The following is a 21,955-nucleotide window of genomic DNA, read 5'->3' as shown; positions in this document are numbered from 1 at the left end:
ATGGCTACATTTGATATCTCCAGGGTGGCATTTGATCCACGCAAACATTACGCCAGCGTTCGTATGCAACAGGGACGCGTACTGACGGACGACGACTGGAATGAGAACGAGCGTATAGAGAATGAAGAAAAACGCCGTTCACGTGTGGATATTATCGGCCCCTTCGGCAGCCCGGATAAAGGATTCCGGGTAGAAAACCTGCGTATTACCGACGGACATACTGATTTTGACATCAGGGAAGGAACCTTACACCTCGGTGGCCTCCGGTTGGAAATGGATGCTCCCGAAACCTACCGCCTGCAGAAAGACTGGCTGCAGCAACCTGCTGATATCAATCCTGCGCCCCTGCCGGCAGAACTGCCAGCTGAAGGACAGGAACGTTTTGACCTGATATACCTGGAGACCTGGCAGCAACCCGTGAGTGCCGTGGAAGACGATGCCTTGTTCGAAGCTGCGCTGGCAGGTCCGGATACCACTACCCGGGTAAGGAATACCCGTCGCGTACAGATCCAGGAAAATCTTACCGCCAGCGAATGTGCTGATGCCTGGACCCTCCTCAAAGAAAAATGGGCTACAGACCATCTGGGTACTGTGAATGCTAAGTATGAACGTATACCGGCCGTTACCCTCACCGCAGACTTTACAGAGACTGGTCCTGCCGACGACCTTTGTACGCCTGCTATAGCGGGTGCTTATCTGGGTGCGGAAAACCAGGCCATCAGAGTGGAATTGATAGATGCCGGTCACTTGACGTGGGGATTTGACAATGCCGCCCCGCTGTATCGTGTGACTGTGGCCGCCAACGGCCGCGTGAAGATGCTGACAGCTCCCAAGGACCAATACCACTGGCCATTATCTGGCCAGGTGGTGGAAATACTGCCATGGTCGGCCGTACTTTCCAACGGAGAGAAAATGGCCGGGCTGCAAGGGCATATTACCAAAGTAGCTGCTTCTTATAATCCGGATGAAGCGGAGTTTACACTGGTAGATGTACTGCCCGCCAATTTTGGCAGTGCCTGGAAAGAAAGAGAGGATGCGGACGATCTGGTCGGAGATGAGCAGTATTTCTTCCTGAGGGTATGGAACCGCGGAACCGATATCGACTCGCTGGCAGCTATTCCTTTTGCTACCGGGATGCCCGTTTCTTTGGGGAAGACCGGGCTGGAAGTGATCATTAATGGTCCCGACCGTGTAGCTACAGACTACTGGGTCATTGCTGTAAGGCCGGAAACGCCCGAAATTATCGTTCCCTGGGAATTGAAAGCAGGAATGCCTCCTTTTGGCCTTCGGCGCTTTTTTGCCCCTCTGGGCGTGATCCGTTGGGTAAATACCAGCGGGCAGGTATACGGAGAGATCATTACGGATTGCCGTAAAACTTTCCGCCCGCTCACCGACCAGGAATGCTGTTGCACATTTACGGTGGGAGATGGCATACGCAGTCACGGCGATTTTGACTCTATCGAAGAAGCACTGCAGAACCTGCCCGATGCAGGTGGAAAGATATGCGTATTGCCAGGCATTCACAATGCCAATGTTGAGATCATTGGCCGTAGCCAGGTCAGGATCAGTGGCTGTGGCGAACAAAGCATTGTACGCCCGCATCAGAACAGTGATTACCGCGGATTTCCCATTTTCAGGATCTCTGCTTCCGACAGGATACAGATCGATCACCTGACGATGGTAGCACTGGAAGGCATCGCTGTATTGGTGGAGGATAGCGCCAGGGAGAACGACTTTACCCGGCGCATCACTATCAACCATAACTCTATAGTAGCGCTTGTGCACGCCATCAGGGTACATCTGCCGGAAAGCAAACAGGGAGACAACGGCATACACATCTGCCATAACAACATCGGCATGCTGGATGATGCAAAAGGACTGGCAGCCATCTTTACCCTGGCGGATGAAGTATTAATAGAACGTAACCGCCTTGTAGTGGTGCCCGCCCCTAATCGCGATCCCAATGATCCGCGGCCGGAAGATCCCGGTGGTGGCATATTTGATCCATGCCGTAACCTGGCGAAATTCTACAACAACTATGCGTTCTTTAAAGCGCAGCTCAAAAAGATATTCCAGTATGTATTTGCCTATGTGCCTGCAGGGTCATTATTGAACTACGAGGCAATGGGCGGTATACAGATAGGCAGTACCTCCGAGAAGGTATTTGTACTGGAGAACGAGATTACTGGCGGCCGGGGTAACGGTATTACGTTGGGACATGAACAGCAGGGAGCCGGCGCCTTATATGAAATTGTGATAGAAGAGAACCGTATCCGCCAAATGGGGGCTTCCGGGATCGGGGTACTCAACGCCGCTGATGCCGCAGGCGCCCTGATGCGGGTACGGGTGGAAGATATCATGATATGCCGCAACAGCATCCGTTACTGCGCATTACAGACACCGGAAGAAGCGCCCAATAATATCGCTTTCGGAGGTATTGTACTGGCATATTGCGAACTGGGTATCATCCAGGAGAACCGCATAGAAGACAATGGTGTCAGCCACGAACGCCCCATTTGTGGTATCTTTATACTGTACGGGGAACAGATCGATATCTTCAAAAACCGGATTACGAACAACGGACCACGTACCAAAGACGATAACAGCAATGCCCTCAAAGGACTACGTGGAGGTATTGTGATCAGGATGGCATTTAAAGCGGAGAATTCCACCGCTATGTTAAAAACAAAGGTGCCTTCTTTCGACAGCACGCCGGCTATCAGGGTACATGAGAACATCGTTACACAACCACTCGGACATTCACTTTTTATCACGGCTTTCGGACCAGTATCGGTGTCTGGCAATCAGCTTACTTCTGAAGGAATAGACCGGAAAAATATTTACTCTTTACTGGCAGGTAATGTGTTCATTTTCAACCTGGGCCTGTCTAAAGATCTGCTGGCAATTGCGTTGGGCGCTGCGCTGAAGAACATGGCGAACATAGACCCCGCTACAGGGCAAAGCAATGTCAATAATGCCGCATTACGCGCTGCGCTCAAGGCTTATGAATATCTGCCTAACGGAAAGGTGATGTTCTCTGACAACGAGACCACGCTCGACCTGCGTAGCACTGCCAATGAACTGGCGGCCAGTGCGAACATGATCGTTTCCCTGGATGATGTAGGCTTTACCAGTAACCAGTCAGAATGTGCAGCATTCCTGATGACAGAACCGGTATCGTTTGATATTGTAGTGCTGAATACCTTCCTGATCGGGTTTACCATACGTTCCAATGATAATAGGTTTGCAGATGGCTTTACGCTGACGGCATATTCCTTATTATCATACGGCAATATGAACACCTGCAGCGGCAACCAGGCCACACACTGTCTGCACGTACTGGGCAACAAACGGATCTTTCAGGGCAATCTCATTTTAGTGAACACCAATTGCCAGGATACTACCAAAGCAATAGGAACCAGTCTTGCCGTTCCCCTTACCAGTTATGATGCATGATAAACCCAATTTATTAAAACGTGAATAACATGACAAGCACAAAACTCAGAGAACAGGATAACCTGAAAAAGATCAATGAAACTTTTGATGAATTGGAACGCAGGCGTGCCGAAGAGCTGAATAATGCCGCCGGGCTGCAGGAATCTCATGATCAGATCCTGGCGGAAGAACGGGACCGCTTAGCGAAAAAATATGGACAGGATCATCCCAGGGTACAGAAACTGGAAGCCAGGTTATCATACAACAGGATCATGACGGAAGGAATGCAGGCGGAAGTCAGCCGGGCAAAAAACAAAACGGAGCAATTCGCATCCACATGGTGGAGAGTGAACGGAAGAGTGTTCGACAGCAAGGGCAAACCGCTTTCCAAACTGACTATATCGCTTTCCGATGCCAGCGGCAATGGACTGGAACCATTAGGCTACAGTTGCACCGATGAAAGAGGCTACTATATCATCACAGCAAAAGATGACCTGGTAGCAAAATTCCAGAAGCAGTCTCTTTACCTCACGGTCACGGATCCCAACAAAAAAAGATTACATGTTGAAAGAGAACCGGTTATTGTAGCCGGAGGGAAGATAGATTACCGCGATATTTTCATTGGTACAGACAAGAGTACTGCCTGTACGCCACCTTTCGGGGAAACTGTAATAAGGTAATTTGTTACTTTATTCTTCCTAATTTGAGTAAAATAAACTTTATTCTATGCGGAAGCTTATTTATGGCATTAACATTAGTTTGGATGGTTGCTGCGATCATACCAAATTCAGTGGTGGAGATGATATTCTCGATTATTTCAGGGAACTGCTGGAAGACGTCGATCTGATCATTTACGGTCGGAAAACTTATGAACTGATGGTCCCCTTCTGGCCGGAGGTTGCTCAAACGCAATCAATGAATAAGGCTGCCAATGCATTTGCCAGGGTATTTGCTAATCTTAAGCGTGTCGTCGTTTCGCAATCCATAGACAGTGTAGATGACGAACAAACAATGATAATCCGCGATAACTTAAAGGAAGAGGTCCTCAAGCTAAAACAGCAACCCGGTAACGCAATATCCACTGGTGGCGTGGAGTTACCAGCCCGATTAATCGAATGGGGTTTGATAGATGAGTTCCATATGGTCGTTCACCCGGTGATCGTCGGCCAGGGACGGCGCTTGTTTACCGAAATGTCCTTACAGGAAAATCTGGGTTTAAAACTTGCGGCGTCGAAAACGCTCAGTAGCGGGTGCGTGGCACTGCGGTATGAAAGGATTTAAAAGTAAGGGATGGCCCCGACCAATAACGGGCAGGGTGTATAAATAGTAATATCTCGTTTTTTAATAATAATATAAACCCTTCCCAAAATTATATAACAGATTGTCCGGGATTACGGCTATTTTTGTCCCGGATGAAGAAGCTATTTACACTCATACTGGCCATTCTTTACATGGGGTCCTCTACCGGCGCCACCTTCCACATGCATTACTGCATGGGAAAGCTGATAGAAGTGAAACTGTGGCATAAAGAAGACCAGAAGTGCAGTAAATGCGGCGCTGAACCGAAATCAGCATGCGCTAAGAAATGCTGTAAGGATGAGCATAAAACAGTAAAGCTGGAGAAAGACCAGAAGGCTGTTGAAAATATCTTCTCTTTTATACAGGGCCCAGCTATTACTATCCCTGTTACTTATCCCGAACAGCCGGAAATACATGTCGTTTCCCTGCTGGAAGAATTCCCGGTCAGCAACGCTCCGCCTCGAAGCAGCAAAGTACATACACATATATTGAACTGCACATTCCGTATCTGATAACCCATCAGGCGTACATCTATTACTTCTCACTATTGTTACGCCATCATCTCCACTATATAATTATCTGATATCAGGCTAATGCTATGTGATTATAACGCCTTGCATTAAGGCCTGCCGGATAAACATCCTTATTACACGCTGCATATACAGGCATCCTATGTCATATGCTTGAAAAACACCTGTATGGTACATAGAATAATAGAATGGTCTTTACGCAACCGGTTCATCGTGTTGCTGATGGCAGCAGGCATATTTGCCTGGGGGATCTTCGCTGTAAAGAAGAACCCGATAGATGCCATTCCCGATCTCTCAGAAAACCAGGTGATTGTATTTACTGAATGGATGGGCCGCGGTCCGCAGCTCATAGAAGACCAGGTTACTTATCCGCTTGTAACAAATCTGCAGGGATTGCCGCGTATCAAATACGTCCGCGGTACTTCCATGTTCGGCATGAGTTTCATCTACGTGATATTCAATGACGACGTCGATATCTACTGGGCAAGGGAAAGGGTGCTGGAAAGATTAAGCACCGTTACCCGCACTTTACCCGCAGGTGTAACACCCCAGCTGGGGCCTGATGGCACCGGTGTAGGACATATACTCTGGTATACGCTCGATGCCCCTGATATGGACCTGGGAGAACAACGCGCATTACAGGACTGGTATGTGAAATTTGCCTTGCAGAATGTGGAAGGCGTCAGTGAAATAGCCTCCTTCGGTGGCTTTCAGAAACAGTACCAGATCACGGTAGATCCTAATAAACTGCTTTACTACCGCTTGTCGGTAGCGGAGGTGATCAACGCTGTGCGCACAAATAACAATGAATCCGGTGGCCGTAAGTTTGAGCTAAGCGATATCGGTTATATCATTAAAACATCCGGCTACTTAAAGTCTGTAGCTGAAATAGAGAATATTCCTGTCAAAACCCAGAACAGCATTCCCATCAGAATAGCAGATGTGGCCACTGTACAAATGACGGGCGAAACACGCCTGGGCATATTCGATCAGAATGGTCAGGGAGAACGTGTCGGGGGCATTGTCGTGATGCGCTATGGTGAGAATGCAGACGCCGTTATTGACAAGGTCAAAGAGAAGATGAAAGAAGTAGCCAAGGGCTTTCCCCAGGGCGTAAAGTTCGATATCGTATATGACAGGGGCGCGCTGATCAAAGAATCAGTAGACTCTATCAAACACACATTGATCGAAGAGATGATCGTCGTATCGGTGGTGGTGATCATCTTCCTTTTCCACTGGCGTAGCGCACTAAGCATTATCATACAGATACCCATCACACTGGCTGCCAGTTTCATCCTGCTGAATGCTTTCGGTATATCCTCTAATATCATGTCCCTGACAGGCATTGCCCTGGCCATCGGTGTGATAGTCGACAATGGGATCATTATGAGTGAGAACGCCTACAAACACCTGGCAGAAAGATATGCAGGGTGGCAGGAACAACAAAAAAGTAAATAACATGAACTGGCTCAAAAATAAATTTAAAAAATCGCCTGAATGGATCACGGAGGAAGAGCGCTTAAAGGTGATAGAACAGTCCAGCAAACAGGTATCCCGCGGGGTATTCTTTGCGACGATCATCATTATCACGTCCTTCTTACCTGTCTTTATGCTGACAGGACAGGAAGGTAAACTCTTCCATCCGCTGGCGTATACAAAGACATTTATCATGATCGTGGATGCCCTGCTGGTCATCACGCTGGCGCCGGTACTCATCTCTTTTTTCATGAAGGGGAAGTTCAGGCCGGACCATGATAATCCGGTGAACAGGGTATTGGAACGGGTATATGAACCCATCATAAATGGGGTGCTGAAATGGCGCAAAACAACGATCGCAATCAATGTAATCGCGCTCGTGATCACCATCCCTTTACTGAAAAGTCTGGGAAGCGAATTTATGCCTCCGCTGGATGAGCAGAGCATTCTCTTCATGCCGGTTACACTGCCTGACATCTCCAATGCGGAAGCAAAACGCATTCTACAGGTGCAGGATAAGATCATCAAGTCAGTACCGGAAGTAGACAAGGTACTGGGTAAAGCAGGACGCGCCAGCACCGCTACGGATAATTCTCCTATCAGTATGATAGAAACCATCATCATGCTGAAACCGAAATCACAATGGCGCGAGGGGAAGACGAAGAAAGACATTATTAATGAACTGGATGCCAAACTGCAGATACCCGGTGTTGTGAACGGCTGGACACAGCCAATCATTAACCGTATTAACATGCTGGCCACCGGCATCCGGACAGATGTAGGGGTGAAAATATACGGACAGCAGCTCGACTCTATCGCGTTGGTATCAGAGCGTGTAAAGAAAGCGCTGGAAGGAACACCGGGTGTTATGGACCTCTATGTAGAACCGGTTACCGGCGGAAAATACCTTAGTATAGACGTGCGTAGAGCTGACCTGGCCCGTTATGGCCTGAGCGTGGACGACGTAAACCAGACCGTAGAAACGGCCCTGGGAGGCGCTCCTGTTGGCAACACAATAGAAGGCCGTCAGCGGTTTTCTATCAGTGTACGACTGGCGCAGGATTACCGTAACAGCGTGGAGCGTATAAAACGTATTCCCCTGATGTCTGCTGCTATGGGCGAAGTACCCTTGTCATCTGTTGCGGATATAAAGTTTACCGATGGTCCTCCCATGATCACTTCAGAAAATGCGATGCTGCGCGGTGCGGTATTGTTTAATGTACGTGGCCGTGACCTGGGCAGCACCGTAAAGGAAGCCATTCATAAAATGAGCCAGACCAAAGGCATATTGCCTGCCGGTTATTACCTGGAATGGAGTGGGCAATATGAGAACCTGATCCGTGGTCAGCAAACACTGATGTGGATCGCACCTATTGTACTGCTCATCATTTTCTTCTCGCTCTATTTTGCTTTTAAGTCTATCAGGGAAGCTTTTCTGAGCCTGATCACCGTGCCTTTTGCACTGATCGGCGGTGCTTATATGATCTACTTCTGGGGTGTGAACCTTTCTGTGGCGGTAGCCGTGGGCTTTATCGCATTGTTTGGTATAGCGGTGGAAACGGGTATCGTCATGGTGATCTATCTCAATGATGCCATGCAGCAACTAGTGAAAGCGAAAGGCAATTCTTCACAAACCATCACGAAAGAAGATCTCCGGCAACACGTGATATATGGTGCAGCCAAACGTTTGCGCCCTAAGCTGATGACGGTATGTGTATCGCTGTTTGGCCTGGTTCCAGTGTTGTGGGCTACAGGGGTAGGTACTGATGTGATGAAACCGATAGTACTGCCGATGATCGGCGGCGTGCTTACCTCCTCCACGCATATACTGCTGGTAACACCGCTGATCTTTTTAATGTCGAAGGAATATGAATTACGCAAGTACGGAAAATTAGAGATCCATGAAGTACATCACTAAATATATCGTATGGCTACTGTTATGCTTCCCCGCCGGCTTATCTGCACAGCAGGCGCCGGTGCTGCCGCTGGACAGTATTATACAAAGGGTTGACAGGAATAATATATTGCTGCAATCTTACGGACTGAAGGCTGAAAGTTATAAGTACAGTGCAGATGCAGCCACTGCCTGGATGGCACCCATGGTAGGTGTGGGCACATTCATGACGCCTTATCCCGGTCAGAAGGTGATGGACGAAAGGGATAAAGGAAATCTCATGCTGCAACTGGAGCAGGATATTCCCAATCCGTCGAAATTAAGCGCTAAGAAACGCTACATCGCTTCACAAGGCAATATTGAACTCGCTACGAGGGACATCACCCTGAATGACTTTAAAGCCAGGGCAAAGCTGCTTTATTTCAGTTGGCTGGTAGCCAGGCAGCGCATCACAGTGTTGCAGGAAACAGAGAAGATCATGCTGACGATGAAGAAGATAGAAGAGGTCAGGTATCCATACAATCAATCTCAGCTAAGCGGCGTGTACCGGGCTAACGCGAAAATTGAAGACAACCGGAATATGATCCGCATGCAGGAAGGCACGATTGCCAAAGCCAGGTCATGGCTCAATAGTCTCATGAATGCACCGGGTAATCAGGAGTTTGAGATAGATACTGCTTACCAGCCACGCTTTATGCCGGCAGCCTCTTATGATACGAGTGCCTTATCTACCGTGAGAAAAGACATTGTAAGGATGGATGCAAGTATCCATTCCATGCAGCTGAATATTGAAAGCATGAAGCGGGAAAAGAAGCCTGACTTCAGGATACGTTTTGATCATATGTCCCCCCTGGGAGACATGATGCCGAAGGCTTACAGCGCCATGGGTATGGTGAGTATACCTATTGTTCCCTGGGCTTCAAAAATGTATAAGTCCGGCATAAAGGCCATGCAATACAATGTGCAGGCAATGGAGAAAGAAAGATCGGCTATGCTGCAGGAAACGCAAGGCATGTTGTACGGTATGCAGTACGAGATACAGACTATGCAGAAACGTATTGCCGCTATGGAAGAAAAAGTGATCCCTGCCTTGCAGCAAACGCTGGACGCCAATTTTCTGAACTACCAGGAGAATAAGCTGGCACTGAGCAATGTGATCGATTCCTGGGAAGCGCTTACTATGATGCAGTCCGGCGTACTGGACGAAAAATTAAAACTCTACGAAATGATTGTCGATTATGAGAAACAGCTATATCGTTAGTATCATACTGGGAATATCTTTCCTGGCGGGTATGATGGCCTGTAAAAGCAGGCCTGCTAAAGAGATGCATGCAGGACATGCGCAGCATCAGTTGTACACCTGCCCCATGCATCCGCAGATCGTGAAAGATCAGCCCGGACAATGCCCTATATGCGGAATGGACCTGGTACTGAAAGACGCCAACAAAGAACTGGTGGTGGACAGCAGTATTGCCGGACTGACCCAACCTGTGAATGAACGCGTGATTGCCAGTATTCCTGCCATCACAGCCGAAAGCGGGACCCGAATTTATTCGTCTGAAGTGAACGGTATCATTACTTATGATACGCGTCATCAGACAAGTATTTCCAGCAGGGTCGGCGGACGTGTGGAAAGGTTATTGATAAAGTATAATTATCAGCCGGTTAGAAAAGGGCAATTGATCATGGAGATCTATTCACCCGATCTGGCTGCAGCACAAAGGGAACTGTTGTATGTAGCCAGGAATAGTCCGGAGATGCTTCCTGCCGCGAAACAACGTTTACAGTTACTTGGTATGCAACCTGCACAGATCGCACAGGTGCTGCAATCGAGCAATGTGTTATATCGTGTGCCGGTATATAGTAACAGTGATGGATATATCCTGGAGAAATCTGCTCAGGCACAAGCACTTACTCCAGCGGCGATAACGCCCGCTGCAACCTCCGGTGATGGTATGGGTGGTATGCAGGGCGGTGGCACAACACAGACTGCTGCCAGTTCTGTGGCGGTGGCTTCGCCTGTATTGCTTCGTGAAGGGCAGTATGTAAACGCCGGTCAGTCTTTGTTCACTATCTATCAGGCTACCGGTCTGGTGGCGGAGTTTGCTTTTCCGCCTCAACTGGCTGCCCGGATAAGAAAAGGCCAGCAACTGCTGTTCTACCCGGGTAATAATAGGAAGGCAATGCAGACGGGCAATATTGGTCTGATAGAGCCTGTGTTCCGTAACGGGCAGAATTTCACGCTGGCCAGGGTCTATCTGCAGGACAATCATTTCCAGGTAGGAGCGTTGCTGACTGCGAATATTCCCCTGATATATACAAATGGCTGGTGGTTGCCAAAGAAAGCAGTATGGCGATTGGGGAACAGGTCTGTTGTCTTTAAACAGGAGCATAGTACTTATGTGCCTGTTGAAATAACACCAGGTGCAGAGACGAAAGACATGATACAGATAACTACCGACATCAGTACCTGGAAAGTGGCTGCGAATGCATCTTACCTCGTAGACAGCGAGAGTTTTATCGAAATAAAAAAGAACATGCAACAATAGCGATATATGGAAAGAAAGAGATTTATCAAAACAGTTGCGGTCTTTGCTGTAATGCCTGCATTATTAATGACGGCCTGTAAGGAAGCCGCTCAAAAGAAGACGGCTGCAATGCAGCAGCAGACCTATACCTGTCCCATGCATCCGCAGATAGTGCAGAATAAACCCGGTACTTGTCCCATCTGTGGCATGGACCTGGTGCCTTTTGATAAGAGTAACAAAGAGGCGTCTCTGACATTGGGAGAAAGCCAGATACAGCTGGCCAATATCACGACCATGACTGTTGGCAGTGCTGCTTTGTCTGACTATAAACAATTGAACGGGCGACTGGTAACAGACCCTGAACAAACAGCAGTGATCTCCAGCAGGGTACAGGGCCGTATAGAAACACTGTTCATAAAGGAGACCGGTGTGAAAGTAAACAAAGGTCAGCCCTTATACCGGATCTACTCCGAACAACTGGCTTCCCTGCAACAGGAGTACCTGCTGGCATCCGCCCAGGTAAAGCATTTCCCGGATGATGCCCGCTTTCAGCAGATCGAAAAGGCTGCCCGGCAAAAGCTGGTATTGTATGATCAGTCAGACCGCCAGATCAGTCAGTTGCTGCAATCCGGTAAAACCGATCCTTATGTAACCTACCCGGCTACTGTAAGCGGGGTGGTAGCGGAACTGTCCGTATCAGAGGGCCAGTATGTATCAGAAGGTAGTGCAGTAATGCGATTGGAAGGATATAATCAGTTGTGGGTGGAAGCCGATGTCTATCCCGCAGAAGCTGCTGCTGTTCGTGTTGGGCAATCCGTGAAAGTAGTGGTGGCTGGCTGGGAAAACGATCCTCAAACCATGACTATCGCATTTATCAACCCGGTATTGCAGAGTGGCAGTCAGCTGATGCAGATCCGTGGAACCGTGTCTAATCGGGATAATCGCTGGCAACCCGGATTACAGGCGAATATTTTTCTCCCGATGAAAACCAGTGCGGATGTATTAAGCCTGCCTGTAGATGCCGTGATCAGGGATGGTAAAGGCGCACATGTCTGGATTGAAACAGCCCGGGGGAAATTTGAGCCCCGTAAGGTGACAACAGGCATGGAGAACTTTGATGTGGTGGAAATCACTGACGGACTGGAAGATGGCGATAAGGTAGTGATCTCGGGTGCTTACCTCCTGTATTCAGAGTTTGTGCTGAAGAAAGGTGCAAATCCTCTGGCCGGCCTGTAGTATGCATGATATCAAATAGTCTATTCAATAAATCAACACTAATGAAACATTTAATCAAAGTAGCAATCCCTGTATTGGCAGTTATTTTATTCGCAGCGTGCAATAGTCAGGAAGCCGGAAAGAGCGAAACTACAACAGATACTGTGGCGCATGAGGGCCATGATCACAGCAGCATGAGTGAAAGCAGCGCACCAGCTGCCGCTGCGGTACAGCTCAAAGATGATAGGCTGAACGCTGTGTACCAGCACTATGTACATCTCACCACGGCGCTCATCAATGGCGATGAAGCCGAAGCGAAAATGGCCAGCAATGCTATTGAAGCAGGTGCTGCCGCAGTGTCAGATGGTAAGGCACTGGGAGCATCAGCAGCTAAGATCACTGCGGCTGCAGATATCGAAGCACAAAGAACTGCATACGCAGATCTCAGTAGTAATTTCATCTCACTGGTGAAGAAGTCCGGCATGAATAGTGGTGCATTGTATATCGATTTCTGTCCGATGGCTATGAACGATAAAGGCGCTTATTGGATAAGTGCAAACAAAGAAGTAAAGAACCCTTATTTCGGAGAAAAGATGATGACTTGCGGGGAAGTAAAAGAGACGATCGAGTAAGTATAGTATCTATCATTGAATTCATGTCATTTTAAAAACCCATAGTATGGAACACAAGCATGAACATCACGAACACCGGCAAGAGCCGCAGCATAACGCACCGGCTCATCAACATGATCATAGTAATGAGCATACGTCTATGTCTGCGGAAGGGCATGAACATCATAAGGAGCATGACAGCAGGGGAGGGCATGATGAGCATGCGGGACACCATACTATGGACTTCCTTAAACGTTTCTGGCTATGTATCATCTTAACTGTTCCGGTGCTGTTATTGTCCCATATGGTACAGATGTGGCTCGGTATCGAAATGTCTTTTCCCGGGGATAAATATTTACTACTGGCTTTGAGCACCTTTATTTATTTCTACGGCGGATGGCCTTTCCTGGTAGGTATGATACGGGAACTGAAATGGAAGAATCCCGGTATGATGACACTGGTGGCTGTAGCTATCAGTACTGCTTACATCTATAGTGTGGCTGTTGTGTTTGGACTCCGTGGTATGGACTTCTTCTGGGAACTGGCTACGCTGATCGATATTATGCTGCTGGGACACTGGCTGGAAATGAAATCGCAGATGGCTGCTTCCAGGGCACTGGAGTCACTGGTGGAACTGTTGCCCGCTATCGTGCATGTGGAGCGTGATGGGCAGGTATCAGATATTCCATTGAAAGACCTGCAGCCGCATGATATCATTCTCATCAAACCCGGAGAGAAAATACCTGCGGATGGATTGATCCTGGATGGGACCTCCAACGTAAACGAGAGCATGCTCACAGGAGAGAGTGTTCCTGTTAGAAAAAGCAAAGACGCCAAAGTGATCGGCGGAGCTGTAAACGGAGATGGCGCGTTAAAGGTGCAGGTAACAGGTACTGGTGGTGACAGCTACCTGAATAAGGTGATCAACCTGGTACAGTCGGCACAGGGCGCTAAATCCAATACGCAGAACCTGGCAAATAAAGTAGCGAAGTGGCTGACCATCATATCCATCAGCGTAGGTATCATCACATTCATTGTATGGCTGGCGAAAGGCAATGAATTGTCCTTTGCACTGGAACGCATGGTGACCGTGATGGTGACCTCCTGTCCGCATGCACTGGGTGTAGCCATTCCACTGGTAGTAGCTATTTCCACTTCACTGTCTGCTATGCATGGGCTGCTGATCCGTAACCGGACTGCATTTGAGAATGCACGTAAACTGACCACTATCATCTTTGATAAAACGGGTACGCTTACCAAAGGTGCGCATGAAGTACAGCAGATCATTCCCTTAAACAATCAGTTTTCTGCGGATGATATTCTGCGCTACGCCGCCGCTGTACAACAGAATTCAGAGCATCATATTGCGCATGGCGTAATGAAGGCACTGAAAGCACGTAAGCTGGAATTATGGTCATCCACAGATTTCAGGTACATGCAGGGAATAGGCGTAAACGGTAGCGTAAATGGTAAAAAGGTAATAGCGGCGGGCCCTAATTATTTCAGGCAGGAAAACAGGCAAATGCCTGCTATTCCTGCTGAAATTGATCAGTCCACCGATACGGTGAATTTTATATTGATTGACGATGCCCCTGCGGGTATCATCACCCTGGCCGACAGCATCCGAGAGACTGCGGCCGAAGCTATTACTGATCTGAAGGCAATGAACATCCGCTCATTCCTGTTGACCGGCGACAACGAGCAGGTAGCCGCCGCCGTGGCAGGAAAACTGAAAATGGATGGTTATCTCGCTAACGTGCTGCCTCATGAAAAGCAAAGCAAGGTGAAAGAATTCCAGGACAAAGGAGAGATCGTTGCCATGACCGGAGATGGTGTAAACGATGCTCCGGCGCTCGCCCAGGCCGATGTCGGCATCGCTATCGGTTCCGGGACCGATGTAGCGGCCGAAACGGCGGATATTATCCTGGTAAATTCCGATCCTAAAGACGTGGTGCAGATGATCGCCTTTGGAAGGGCTACCTACCGGAAAATGGTCCAGAACCTGGTATGGGCTGTCGGTTACAACGTTGTTGCCATTCCGCTGGCCGCGGGAATCCTCTATCCTGCGTTTATGCTTAGCCCGGCAATGGGCGCCGTGCTGATGAGCCTGAGCACAATTGTCGTTGCCATTAACGCAAAGCTGCTAAGGGTAAAATGATCCGTTCATTTCAGCTGGAATGTAAAAGCATCACCTGTAAAGTCAATCCTGAACCTCACTATAAAAACTGTAAAGTTTTTCTGTACTAAGAGATATCTCGCTTTTATCTCGCTTAGATAACGCTTAGATAACGCTAATCCTACGTTAATGCTACGTTCATGAACGTAAGATTAACGTAGGATTAGCGTTATCTAAGCGTTATCTAAGCGAAGCAGAATCGAATATTTCCAGAATATTGAATACAAGCCGTACTTTCCGCAGTAACTTCACAAAGACATATCAAAACGGATTTAAGTTTCAATAAAGGACAACGAAGTAGATCACCTCGTACCAACGTCAATAGCTAGTTCCAAAAGGTAACTGTCCAGTACTGTTATTATCCCATATGGTACAGATGATGCTCGTTATTTAAATATCATTTCCCGGGGATAAATACTTACAGAATAAGATGATCTTTGATACAGGTTTGAATCACTCATATTGTAAACTGTGGACATGAAGTATTTAACACGCACTGTTTGGATACTCTCTTTTATCAGCTTGCTGACTGATGTTGCGAGTGAAATGCTTTATCCTATCATGCCCATTTATCTAAAAAGCATTGGCTTTTCCGTATTACTGATCGGCATACTGGAAGGGATTGCGGAAGCTACTGCCGGGTTAAGCAAGGGCTATTTTGGGAAATTGTCTGACCATAAGGGCAGGCGCACGCCATTCGTTCGGCTGGGCTATACGTTAAGTGCTTTTTCGAAGCCAATGATGGCTGTAATGGTGTACCCGATATGGATATTTGTTGCCCGTGCCGTTGACCGTTTAGGCAAAGGCATCCGGACCGGGGCACGGGATGCCCTGCTTTCTGATGAAGCGACCCTTGCAACCAAGGGCCGCGTGTTTGGTTTCCACCGTTCGATGGACACAATGGGGGCCGTAGTCGGCCCGGCATTGGCATTGTTGTACTTGTATTTTTATCCCGCCAGTTACCGCTCGCTGTTCCTGCTGGCATTTATTCCGGGAATGCTGGCGATAGGCTTGTCTTTTTATCTGAAAGACGGGGAATTACAACCTCGGGAAAATAAGACAGCGGTTTCTTTCTTTTCATTCTTACATTACTGGAACAATAGCCCTGTTATCTACCGTAAACTGGTAGGAGGATTATTGGTATTTACCTTGTGCAACAGTTCTGACGTATTCCTGCTCTTAAAGGTAAAACAGGCAGGTTTAAGTGATGCCGCCACTATAGGTGTATATATTTTTTATAACATGGTGTACGCCATAGCAGCCTTTCCGCTTGGTGTGCTGGCAGATCAGATGGGGCTGAAGAAGGTATTTATTGTCGGGTTGCTGCTCTTTGCAATGGTGTATGGGGGTATGACAGTAACCGGTAGCTGGTATTGGTACGGTTTGTTGTTTTTCCTATATGGGTTGTATGCAGCGGCTACTGAAGGCATATCAAAAGCATGGATAAGCAATATTACCCGAAAAGAAGATACAGGCACTGCCATCGGAACCTATACAGGGTTTCAAAGTATCTGCACCATGCTGGCAAGCACACTTACAGGCTGGCTATGGTTCCGGTTTGGACCAGGAATTGCATTTTCGATCACAACATTAATGACGCTCGCAGTGGCTCTTTATCTTTCATGGGCCGCTCCTGAGCCAAGGAACGCTGTCCAGTGAGAACAATGGGGTATGAAATGAACAGCCAGTACATTCTCCGGTCTGGTCCCTGGATAAGTGCCTTTGATCTGAGCCAGAAATACGCCAATTTTTTAAAAATTCTTATCAGCAATGGCAAGTACCTTGTTGAACCGGAAGCGGATTATTCTTTGCTTTACTCATGCGGTTTCTGAGTTTATAGTCATTTGATTAATTTCTGCATTGCTCGAATTATATTATGACAACGATTTTCCTGCTGGCAAATGCTCAGGTTCTTTCAGGAAATTTTATTTCACAATAATATACATATTTATTATTATTGTCTAAGTTACTTCCTATCAGTCCAACACGTTATATAAACTATCTTTTCATTTAACGGTGAGCACTTACCAATGAGCATCAATTACACACAGCACAATTTGGAAGATGTACCTCCTGACAATCTATGGTTTGACAAAGCTGCCTTTAAGGAGTTATTTAAAAAAGACTATCCCGCTCTTTGTATTTACTGCAGGTTGAAGTATGGCTTCGACATTCATTTGGCCGAGGAGGTTGTTCATTCAAGCTTTATAAAACTTTGGGAAACCCGCCAAACGCTCGTCCCCGGTATATCTCCAATATCTTATTTATATAAAATTGTTGACAATCGTAGTTTAAATACTTTAAGGCATGAAAAAGTAAAGCAGCAACATGCAGCCCATCTGTTGAAAACGAGCTCCGAAGATATTTCAGAAACGACTTTTAATAGTATCGATTTAAAGGAGTTAAGTTCAGCTATTGATGTTGCTATTGCTGAATTGCCGGAACAGATGCGTATCATATTTGAACTCAGAAAATTTGAAGGATTGAAATACGCTGAAATAGCCAGGCGATTAAATATCTCAGTGAAAACTGTGGATACACAAATAAGCAGGGCTATGATAAAGCTGAAGGAGAAACTGGCCAGGTTTCTTATTCTTTTTATTATATTGATTTTCAACTTTTTATTAAAAAAGTAAAAAATATTTTTTTCAGTTGTAGGGAAAAATTCATCGTTAAGTGTATGAATAATACAGAGCACATGGAAGACAACAATCAATATGATGAGCTTTTGGTCAGGTACTTGTTTAATGAAGAAACAGGAGAGGAGAGAGCATTTGTTGAAAACTGGCTCAATACCAGTGAAGAGAACCAACGCTACTTTAATCGTTTGAAAAAGGTCTGGCAACTAACAGAGATAAAGAAAGACCTGGCATATATAACAGATGAGGCGAATCTGGAGGAGAAATGGAATAGTCTTGAACAAAGTATAACAGAAGAGGATACCAGCGTAAAACATAAACCGGTCAGAATGCTGGTTGCCATAGCTATTGCAGCTTCGGTTCTTTTAGTTATTGGTTTGGGTTGGAAGTTCTTCATCAACAATAAACGGGATGTACCTGTTGCACAGCATACAGAGAAAAAGACAGATAGCCTGGCGTTTGTTGTACGGCATGAAGTCAATACAACTGGTAGAGAGAAAAGAATTCAGTTAGCAGACGGTTCTTTGATCATTTTGGCAAACAACAGTGAAATAGCTTATCGGGAACCGTTTACAGAAAAAAGGGACATAACGCTGATCGGTAAGGCGTATTTCAAGGTAGCGCATGACAAGAGGAGACCTTTTACCGTAATCAGTGGAGATATTTCGACAACTGCAGTGGGTACGGAATTTACCGTTACTGCTTTTGGAAGCTCTAAAAAGGTTGTTGTTCGTTTATATGAGGGTAAAGTGGTAGTGAAGCCGGTAGATAAGTTGAACAAAAAAATGAAAGGGGATGTGTACCTGCTGCCAGGTCAGCTATTTGTTTATGACAGTCAGGCAGCTGGTAAAGTGAAGTCGTTTAAATTGAACAGGAACGTGGCTCCTGAGCAAATCATTAATGAAGAGTTATCACATGATGAACCATCCCTGCCCGAAAATACAGGCGGTTCGTGGTATCAGTTCAACAATCAATTGCTGGCAGAAGTGTTTGATCAGCTTTCACAAATATTCAATGTACCAATAGTCTATGATAAGAAGGATATTCAAAATATATATTTCACGGCCAAATACAATAGAACAGATTCTTTGGAGAATATTTTAAAAGAAATCGCAATCCTTCACAACCTATCGGTTACCAAAAAAGATAATGCCTTCATCATAAGCAAGTAAAATCGCAACATATATACATTTGCATCCTGTAGGGGGATGGACTTTCAGTCATACTGAAAGAGAGGCTTTTATTTTTCATTAAAAAGAATTCCACATGAAATTCGAACCGCTTAAAAGGGCTGTTCTTGTAGCTCTGCTATTGCTCACACAAATCCTTCCGCCATTTGATGCAAAGGCACAGGAATCCACTAGTTTAGTAAAAGGTATTGTGCATGGTGCTGATAACGAATCGCTTGCCGGCGTGTCGGTTATTATTCGCAACAACAAAACAAACTTTACATCGGGCACCCAAAGTGATACGGCTGGTGTTTTTACCTTTTCCGGTGTACCTGCCGGCGGTCCATACAGTTTCTCTGTCAAAATGGTGGGTTATGAGCCACAAAACTTATCGGGTTATACACTTAAGGGAGGCACCACTTTCTCCTTGGTTATTGATATGAAGTCATCTGCTACGGGCCTGGGAGAAGTTGTCGTTACCGGCGTGTTCGACAAGCGAAAAAAGATGGAAGCATCAGTAGCTATCAGTACTATTTCTGCCAACCAGGTGTCCAAATTGGCGCCGGTAAGTGCAGCCGATATCCTTAAAAATGTGCCGGGTGTTTATGTGAATTCTTCCCTCGGAGAGGTTCGTAATACCGTTTATTCCCGTGGCGTATCGGTTGGCTCCAATGATGGCGCTTCTGGTTATTATTATGTGAGTATGCAGGAAGATGGTTTGCCGGTAACCAATGTAACGTGTAGTAATTACGGCCCCGATTACTTCCTTCGTGCTGATGCCACCGTGGGACGCTTAGAAGCAGTTCGGGGCGGGACTGCATCTATTCTGGGTGCCAATGCGCCGGGTGGCATCTTCAATTATATAACAAAAGAAGGCGGTGACAAAACGCAGGGAGAGGTAGTCGCTAAATATGGCCTGGAAGGAAACGGGAAAAATAGTTTTTACCGTACCGATATTAATGTTGGCGGGCCCCTGGGTAAAGACTGGTTTTGGAATGCCGGCGGGTTTTACCGGTATGCAGAAGGTGCAAGATACCCCGGCTATCCGATGAACAATGGTGGACAATTCCGGGGCAATCTGGTGAAAAAATACAATACAGGTTCACTGAAGTTTTACGCCAAATACTTAAATGACCATAACGGATGGTTTGAATTTACGCCAACGCTTAGCTTTACAAATCCTAAGCCGGCGCCTGGGTTTTCAGGAAGTTCGAATGTGCTGATGCCTTCCATTCAGCAAAATTTCAGCATAAACCAAACAGGCGAAAGAGCCATTTACAATAACAAGGATTTAATTCATTCAATAGATAAATCAGCCGGATTTAACTGGGAACAGCGGTTTGGCGATGGCTGGTCATTTAATAACGCGATGCGTTACTCCGATAAGAGCACTACCTGGAATACCAACGGATCTGTTTATCCAATTGCATTGACTGACCTGGCTATCTATACCCGTATGAATACAGTTGGACAGCCTGGCACTTATCATTTCCGCGATTTGAAAAGCGGCCAGGATCTGGCAACTGTAGCTACTTTGAACGGTCGTGACTTTACCGTAACCAATAGTACGTTGCCAGGTGGCCAGGTAGCTCCTAACTCATTGTTCTACGAACCTCTCCTGTTTATCAGCAATAAAACAAAGGAATATCTTGACCAGTTTTCTTTAACCAAAAGACTGGATAAGATGAGCTTCACTTTCGGCGGATTTTTTGGGTCTACGAAACTGGACAGACTTAACGGGCGCATAGGCTTTGCACTCGGTACAGTAGAACCTCAGCCACAGATAGTGGCTATTACACGTACCAATCCTGACGGTACCACAGCATTGGTTACAAATTCAAATGGTGTTATGACTGTAAACAGGGTTGGCCAGACTGTTAATCATGCCACCCAAAACCAATTGGCCTTCTTCTTTGGCCATAACTGGCAAATCACTCCTGCATTAAATCTTGATTGGGGTGTGCGCTACGAAACGGCGCGGGTAAAAGGATATAACAGCCCTTCAGTTGCTAACCAGGATACGGCAGGCGGGATAGATAAAAACCCGCTCACTTTATACGACAATGCCAATGCGACTACTCCGGTAACCTTTAACTTTAATAGACGCATAAACACTTTTTCTTATTCAGCCGGACTGAATTATAAAATTAATAATCACCTCTCTGTCTATGGGCGTTTTTCGCAGGGTAACAAAGCGCCTGACTTTGATTTGTATATTAATGCTACTACTGATTTTCTTGTGAAAACATTAGACCCTCAGGCACAGAAAGTAAAGCAATTTGAATTTGGGATAAAAGCAAGAACAGAGAACCTGAATTTATTTATAACACCCTTTTACAGTTTGCTGAGCCATGTGCCTAATCTGCAAACATTTCAGAATGTTGATCAGACCAATTATAACCCATCCCCGGTTTACAATAAATACAGGACTTATGGGGTAGAAGTAGAGGCGGATTATAGCTTTGCAAAACATTTTAATATTCATGGTGTGCTTACCTTACAAAGATCAAAAGCTTTGGAGTTCAAAACATGGCTGGCAAATAATCCTGGACCGCAGGATGATTCACTCGTTACTACTTTTTCCGGTAATGAAACGGATAATATCGCAAGGAGTATTATAAATATTACTCCTTCGTACAATCTGGATAAATTCTTCGCGCAGTTCACGTGGTCATTTATGGGGAAGCGCCAGGCAAATGTGGCTAATGCATTTTTGTTGCCGTCATTCAGCCAGTTCAATTTTAGCACCGGTTATGATGTGTCTAAAAAATTCCGGCTGAGTTTTGTAATCAACAATATTTTTAATACTTACGGTGTGATGAGTTGGAGTCGGCCGGGTGCATTCAATAATGCGCTTGACAGACAAGGATTCACAAAACAGATGTACCAGGAGGCTGTTAAAAATAATCAGCCTTACTCAACCGTTGCTATTGCGCCAAGAGCATATTTCATGACTGCGACATTTAAGTTTTAATCTTTAATA

Annotated in this window: 15 protein-coding genes; all 15 read left to right on the top strand. The window is 46.3% G+C overall.

Features of this window, described 5'->3' with window-relative positions:
- Complete coding sequence (locus F3I09_RS24600; protein ID WP_149697711.1) at positions 1-3,456, top strand: DUF6519 domain-containing protein; 3,456 nt, start codon at positions 1-3, stop codon at positions 3,454-3,456.
- Between the two features lie 29 nt (positions 3,457-3,485).
- Positions 3,486-4,115, top strand: a complete 630-nt coding sequence (locus F3I09_RS24595) for a hypothetical protein (RefSeq protein WP_149697710.1) — start codon at positions 3,486-3,488, stop codon at positions 4,113-4,115.
- Between the two features lie 46 nt (positions 4,116-4,161).
- Positions 4,162-4,716 carry a dihydrofolate reductase family protein gene (locus F3I09_RS24590; protein ID WP_149697709.1) on the top strand — a complete coding sequence of 185 codons (555 nt, stop codon included), beginning with the start codon at positions 4,162-4,164 and terminating at the stop codon, positions 4,714-4,716.
- A 131-nt stretch (positions 4,717-4,847) separates the two neighbouring features.
- Positions 4,848-5,246 (top strand): hypothetical protein, encoded by a 399-nt coding sequence (locus tag F3I09_RS24585; RefSeq protein ID WP_149697708.1) that lies wholly within the window; start codon positions 4,848-4,850, stop codon positions 5,244-5,246.
- A gap of 186 nt (positions 5,247-5,432) precedes the next feature.
- Positions 5,433-6,722, top strand: a complete 1,290-nt coding sequence (locus F3I09_RS34640) for an efflux RND transporter permease subunit (protein WP_149697707.1) — start codon at positions 5,433-5,435, stop codon at positions 6,720-6,722.
- 1 nt (position 6,723) lies between these two features.
- Positions 6,724-8,658 carry an efflux RND transporter permease subunit gene (locus tag F3I09_RS34635; protein ID WP_149697706.1) on the top strand — a complete coding sequence of 645 codons (1,935 nt, stop codon included), beginning with the start codon at positions 6,724-6,726 and terminating at the stop codon, positions 8,656-8,658.
- Positions 8,642-9,895 carry a TolC family protein gene (locus F3I09_RS24570; protein WP_149697705.1) on the top strand — a complete coding sequence of 418 codons (1,254 nt, stop codon included), beginning with the start codon at positions 8,642-8,644 and terminating at the stop codon, positions 9,893-9,895. The genes F3I09_RS34635 and F3I09_RS24570 overlap by 17 nt, the downstream gene beginning before the upstream one ends.
- Positions 9,873-11,183, top strand: a complete 1,311-nt coding sequence (locus tag F3I09_RS24565; RefSeq protein ID WP_223233373.1) for an efflux RND transporter periplasmic adaptor subunit — start codon at positions 9,873-9,875, stop codon at positions 11,181-11,183. The genes F3I09_RS24570 and F3I09_RS24565 overlap by 23 nt, the downstream gene beginning before the upstream one ends.
- A gap of 6 nt (positions 11,184-11,189) precedes the next feature.
- A complete protein-coding gene (locus F3I09_RS24560; protein ID WP_149697704.1) occupies positions 11,190-12,398 on the top strand; it encodes an efflux RND transporter periplasmic adaptor subunit in 1,209 nt (402 codons plus the stop codon).
- A 41-nt stretch (positions 12,399-12,439) separates the two neighbouring features.
- Entirely contained in the window at positions 12,440-13,009 is a 570-nt protein-coding gene (locus F3I09_RS24555; RefSeq protein WP_149697703.1) for a DUF3347 domain-containing protein, read from the top strand.
- A 46-nt stretch (positions 13,010-13,055) separates the two neighbouring features.
- Positions 13,056-15,146, top strand: a complete 2,091-nt coding sequence (locus F3I09_RS24550) for a copper-translocating P-type ATPase (protein WP_149697702.1) — start codon at positions 13,056-13,058, stop codon at positions 15,144-15,146.
- Positions 15,147-15,641: 495 nt separating this feature from the next.
- On the top strand, positions 15,642-16,823 hold the full coding sequence (locus F3I09_RS24545; RefSeq protein ID WP_149697701.1) for an MFS transporter: 1,182 nt from the start codon (positions 15,642-15,644) through the stop codon (positions 16,821-16,823).
- Between the two features lie 371 nt (positions 16,824-17,194).
- Positions 17,195-17,800 carry an RNA polymerase sigma-70 factor gene (locus F3I09_RS24540; protein WP_149697700.1) on the top strand — a complete coding sequence of 202 codons (606 nt, stop codon included), beginning with the start codon at positions 17,195-17,197 and terminating at the stop codon, positions 17,798-17,800.
- A gap of 62 nt (positions 17,801-17,862) precedes the next feature.
- Positions 17,863-18,975 carry a FecR domain-containing protein gene (locus F3I09_RS24535; protein WP_188133946.1) on the top strand — a complete coding sequence of 371 codons (1,113 nt, stop codon included), beginning with the start codon at positions 17,863-17,865 and terminating at the stop codon, positions 18,973-18,975.
- A gap of 94 nt (positions 18,976-19,069) precedes the next feature.
- Positions 19,070-21,946: a TonB-dependent receptor gene (locus tag F3I09_RS24530; protein WP_149697698.1), complete on the top strand. Its 2,877-nt coding sequence runs from the start codon at positions 19,070-19,072 to the stop codon at positions 21,944-21,946.
- The last annotated feature ends 9 nt before the right edge of the window (positions 21,947-21,955 follow it).

Source organism: Chitinophaga sp. CF418, assembly GCF_900142925.1.
Taxonomy (GTDB): Bacteria; Bacteroidota; Bacteroidia; order Chitinophagales; family Chitinophagaceae; genus Chitinophaga.
This window is presented reverse-complemented; position numbering and strand designations above follow the sequence as displayed.

What these genes read in the sequence shown, in the direction of transcription:
- F3I09_RS24600 (WP_149697711.1), top strand. Translation starts at nt 1, where the DNA reads ATGGCTACATTTGATATCTCCAGGGTGGCATTTGATCCACGCAAACAT.
- F3I09_RS24535 (WP_188133946.1), top strand. Translation starts at nt 17,863, where the DNA reads ATGGAAGACAACAATCAATATGATGAGCTTTTGGTCAGGTACTTGTTT.
- F3I09_RS24540 (WP_149697700.1), top strand. Translation starts at nt 17,195, where the DNA reads ATGAGCATCAATTACACACAGCACAATTTGGAAGATGTACCTCCTGAC.
- F3I09_RS34640 (WP_149697707.1), top strand. Translation starts at nt 5,433, where the DNA reads ATGGTACATAGAATAATAGAATGGTCTTTACGCAACCGGTTCATCGTG.
- F3I09_RS24555 (WP_149697703.1), top strand. Translation starts at nt 12,440, where the DNA reads ATGAAACATTTAATCAAAGTAGCAATCCCTGTATTGGCAGTTATTTTA.
- F3I09_RS24550 (WP_149697702.1), top strand. Translation starts at nt 13,056, where the DNA reads ATGGAACACAAGCATGAACATCACGAACACCGGCAAGAGCCGCAGCAT.
- F3I09_RS24530 (WP_149697698.1), top strand. Translation starts at nt 19,070, where the DNA reads ATGAAATTCGAACCGCTTAAAAGGGCTGTTCTTGTAGCTCTGCTATTG.
- F3I09_RS24565 (WP_223233373.1), top strand. Translation starts at nt 9,873, where the DNA reads ATGAGAAACAGCTATATCGTTAGTATCATACTGGGAATATCTTTCCTG.
- F3I09_RS24570 (WP_149697705.1), top strand. Translation starts at nt 8,642, where the DNA reads ATGAAGTACATCACTAAATATATCGTATGGCTACTGTTATGCTTCCCC.
- F3I09_RS24545 (WP_149697701.1), top strand. Translation starts at nt 15,642, where the DNA reads ATGAAGTATTTAACACGCACTGTTTGGATACTCTCTTTTATCAGCTTG.
- F3I09_RS34635 (WP_149697706.1), top strand. Translation starts at nt 6,724, where the DNA reads ATGAACTGGCTCAAAAATAAATTTAAAAAATCGCCTGAATGGATCACG.
- F3I09_RS24585 (WP_149697708.1), top strand. Translation starts at nt 4,848, where the DNA reads ATGAAGAAGCTATTTACACTCATACTGGCCATTCTTTACATGGGGTCC.
- F3I09_RS24590 (WP_149697709.1), top strand. Translation starts at nt 4,162, where the DNA reads ATGCGGAAGCTTATTTATGGCATTAACATTAGTTTGGATGGTTGCTGC.
- F3I09_RS24595 (WP_149697710.1), top strand. Translation starts at nt 3,486, where the DNA reads ATGACAAGCACAAAACTCAGAGAACAGGATAACCTGAAAAAGATCAAT.
- F3I09_RS24560 (WP_149697704.1), top strand. Translation starts at nt 11,190, where the DNA reads ATGGAAAGAAAGAGATTTATCAAAACAGTTGCGGTCTTTGCTGTAATG.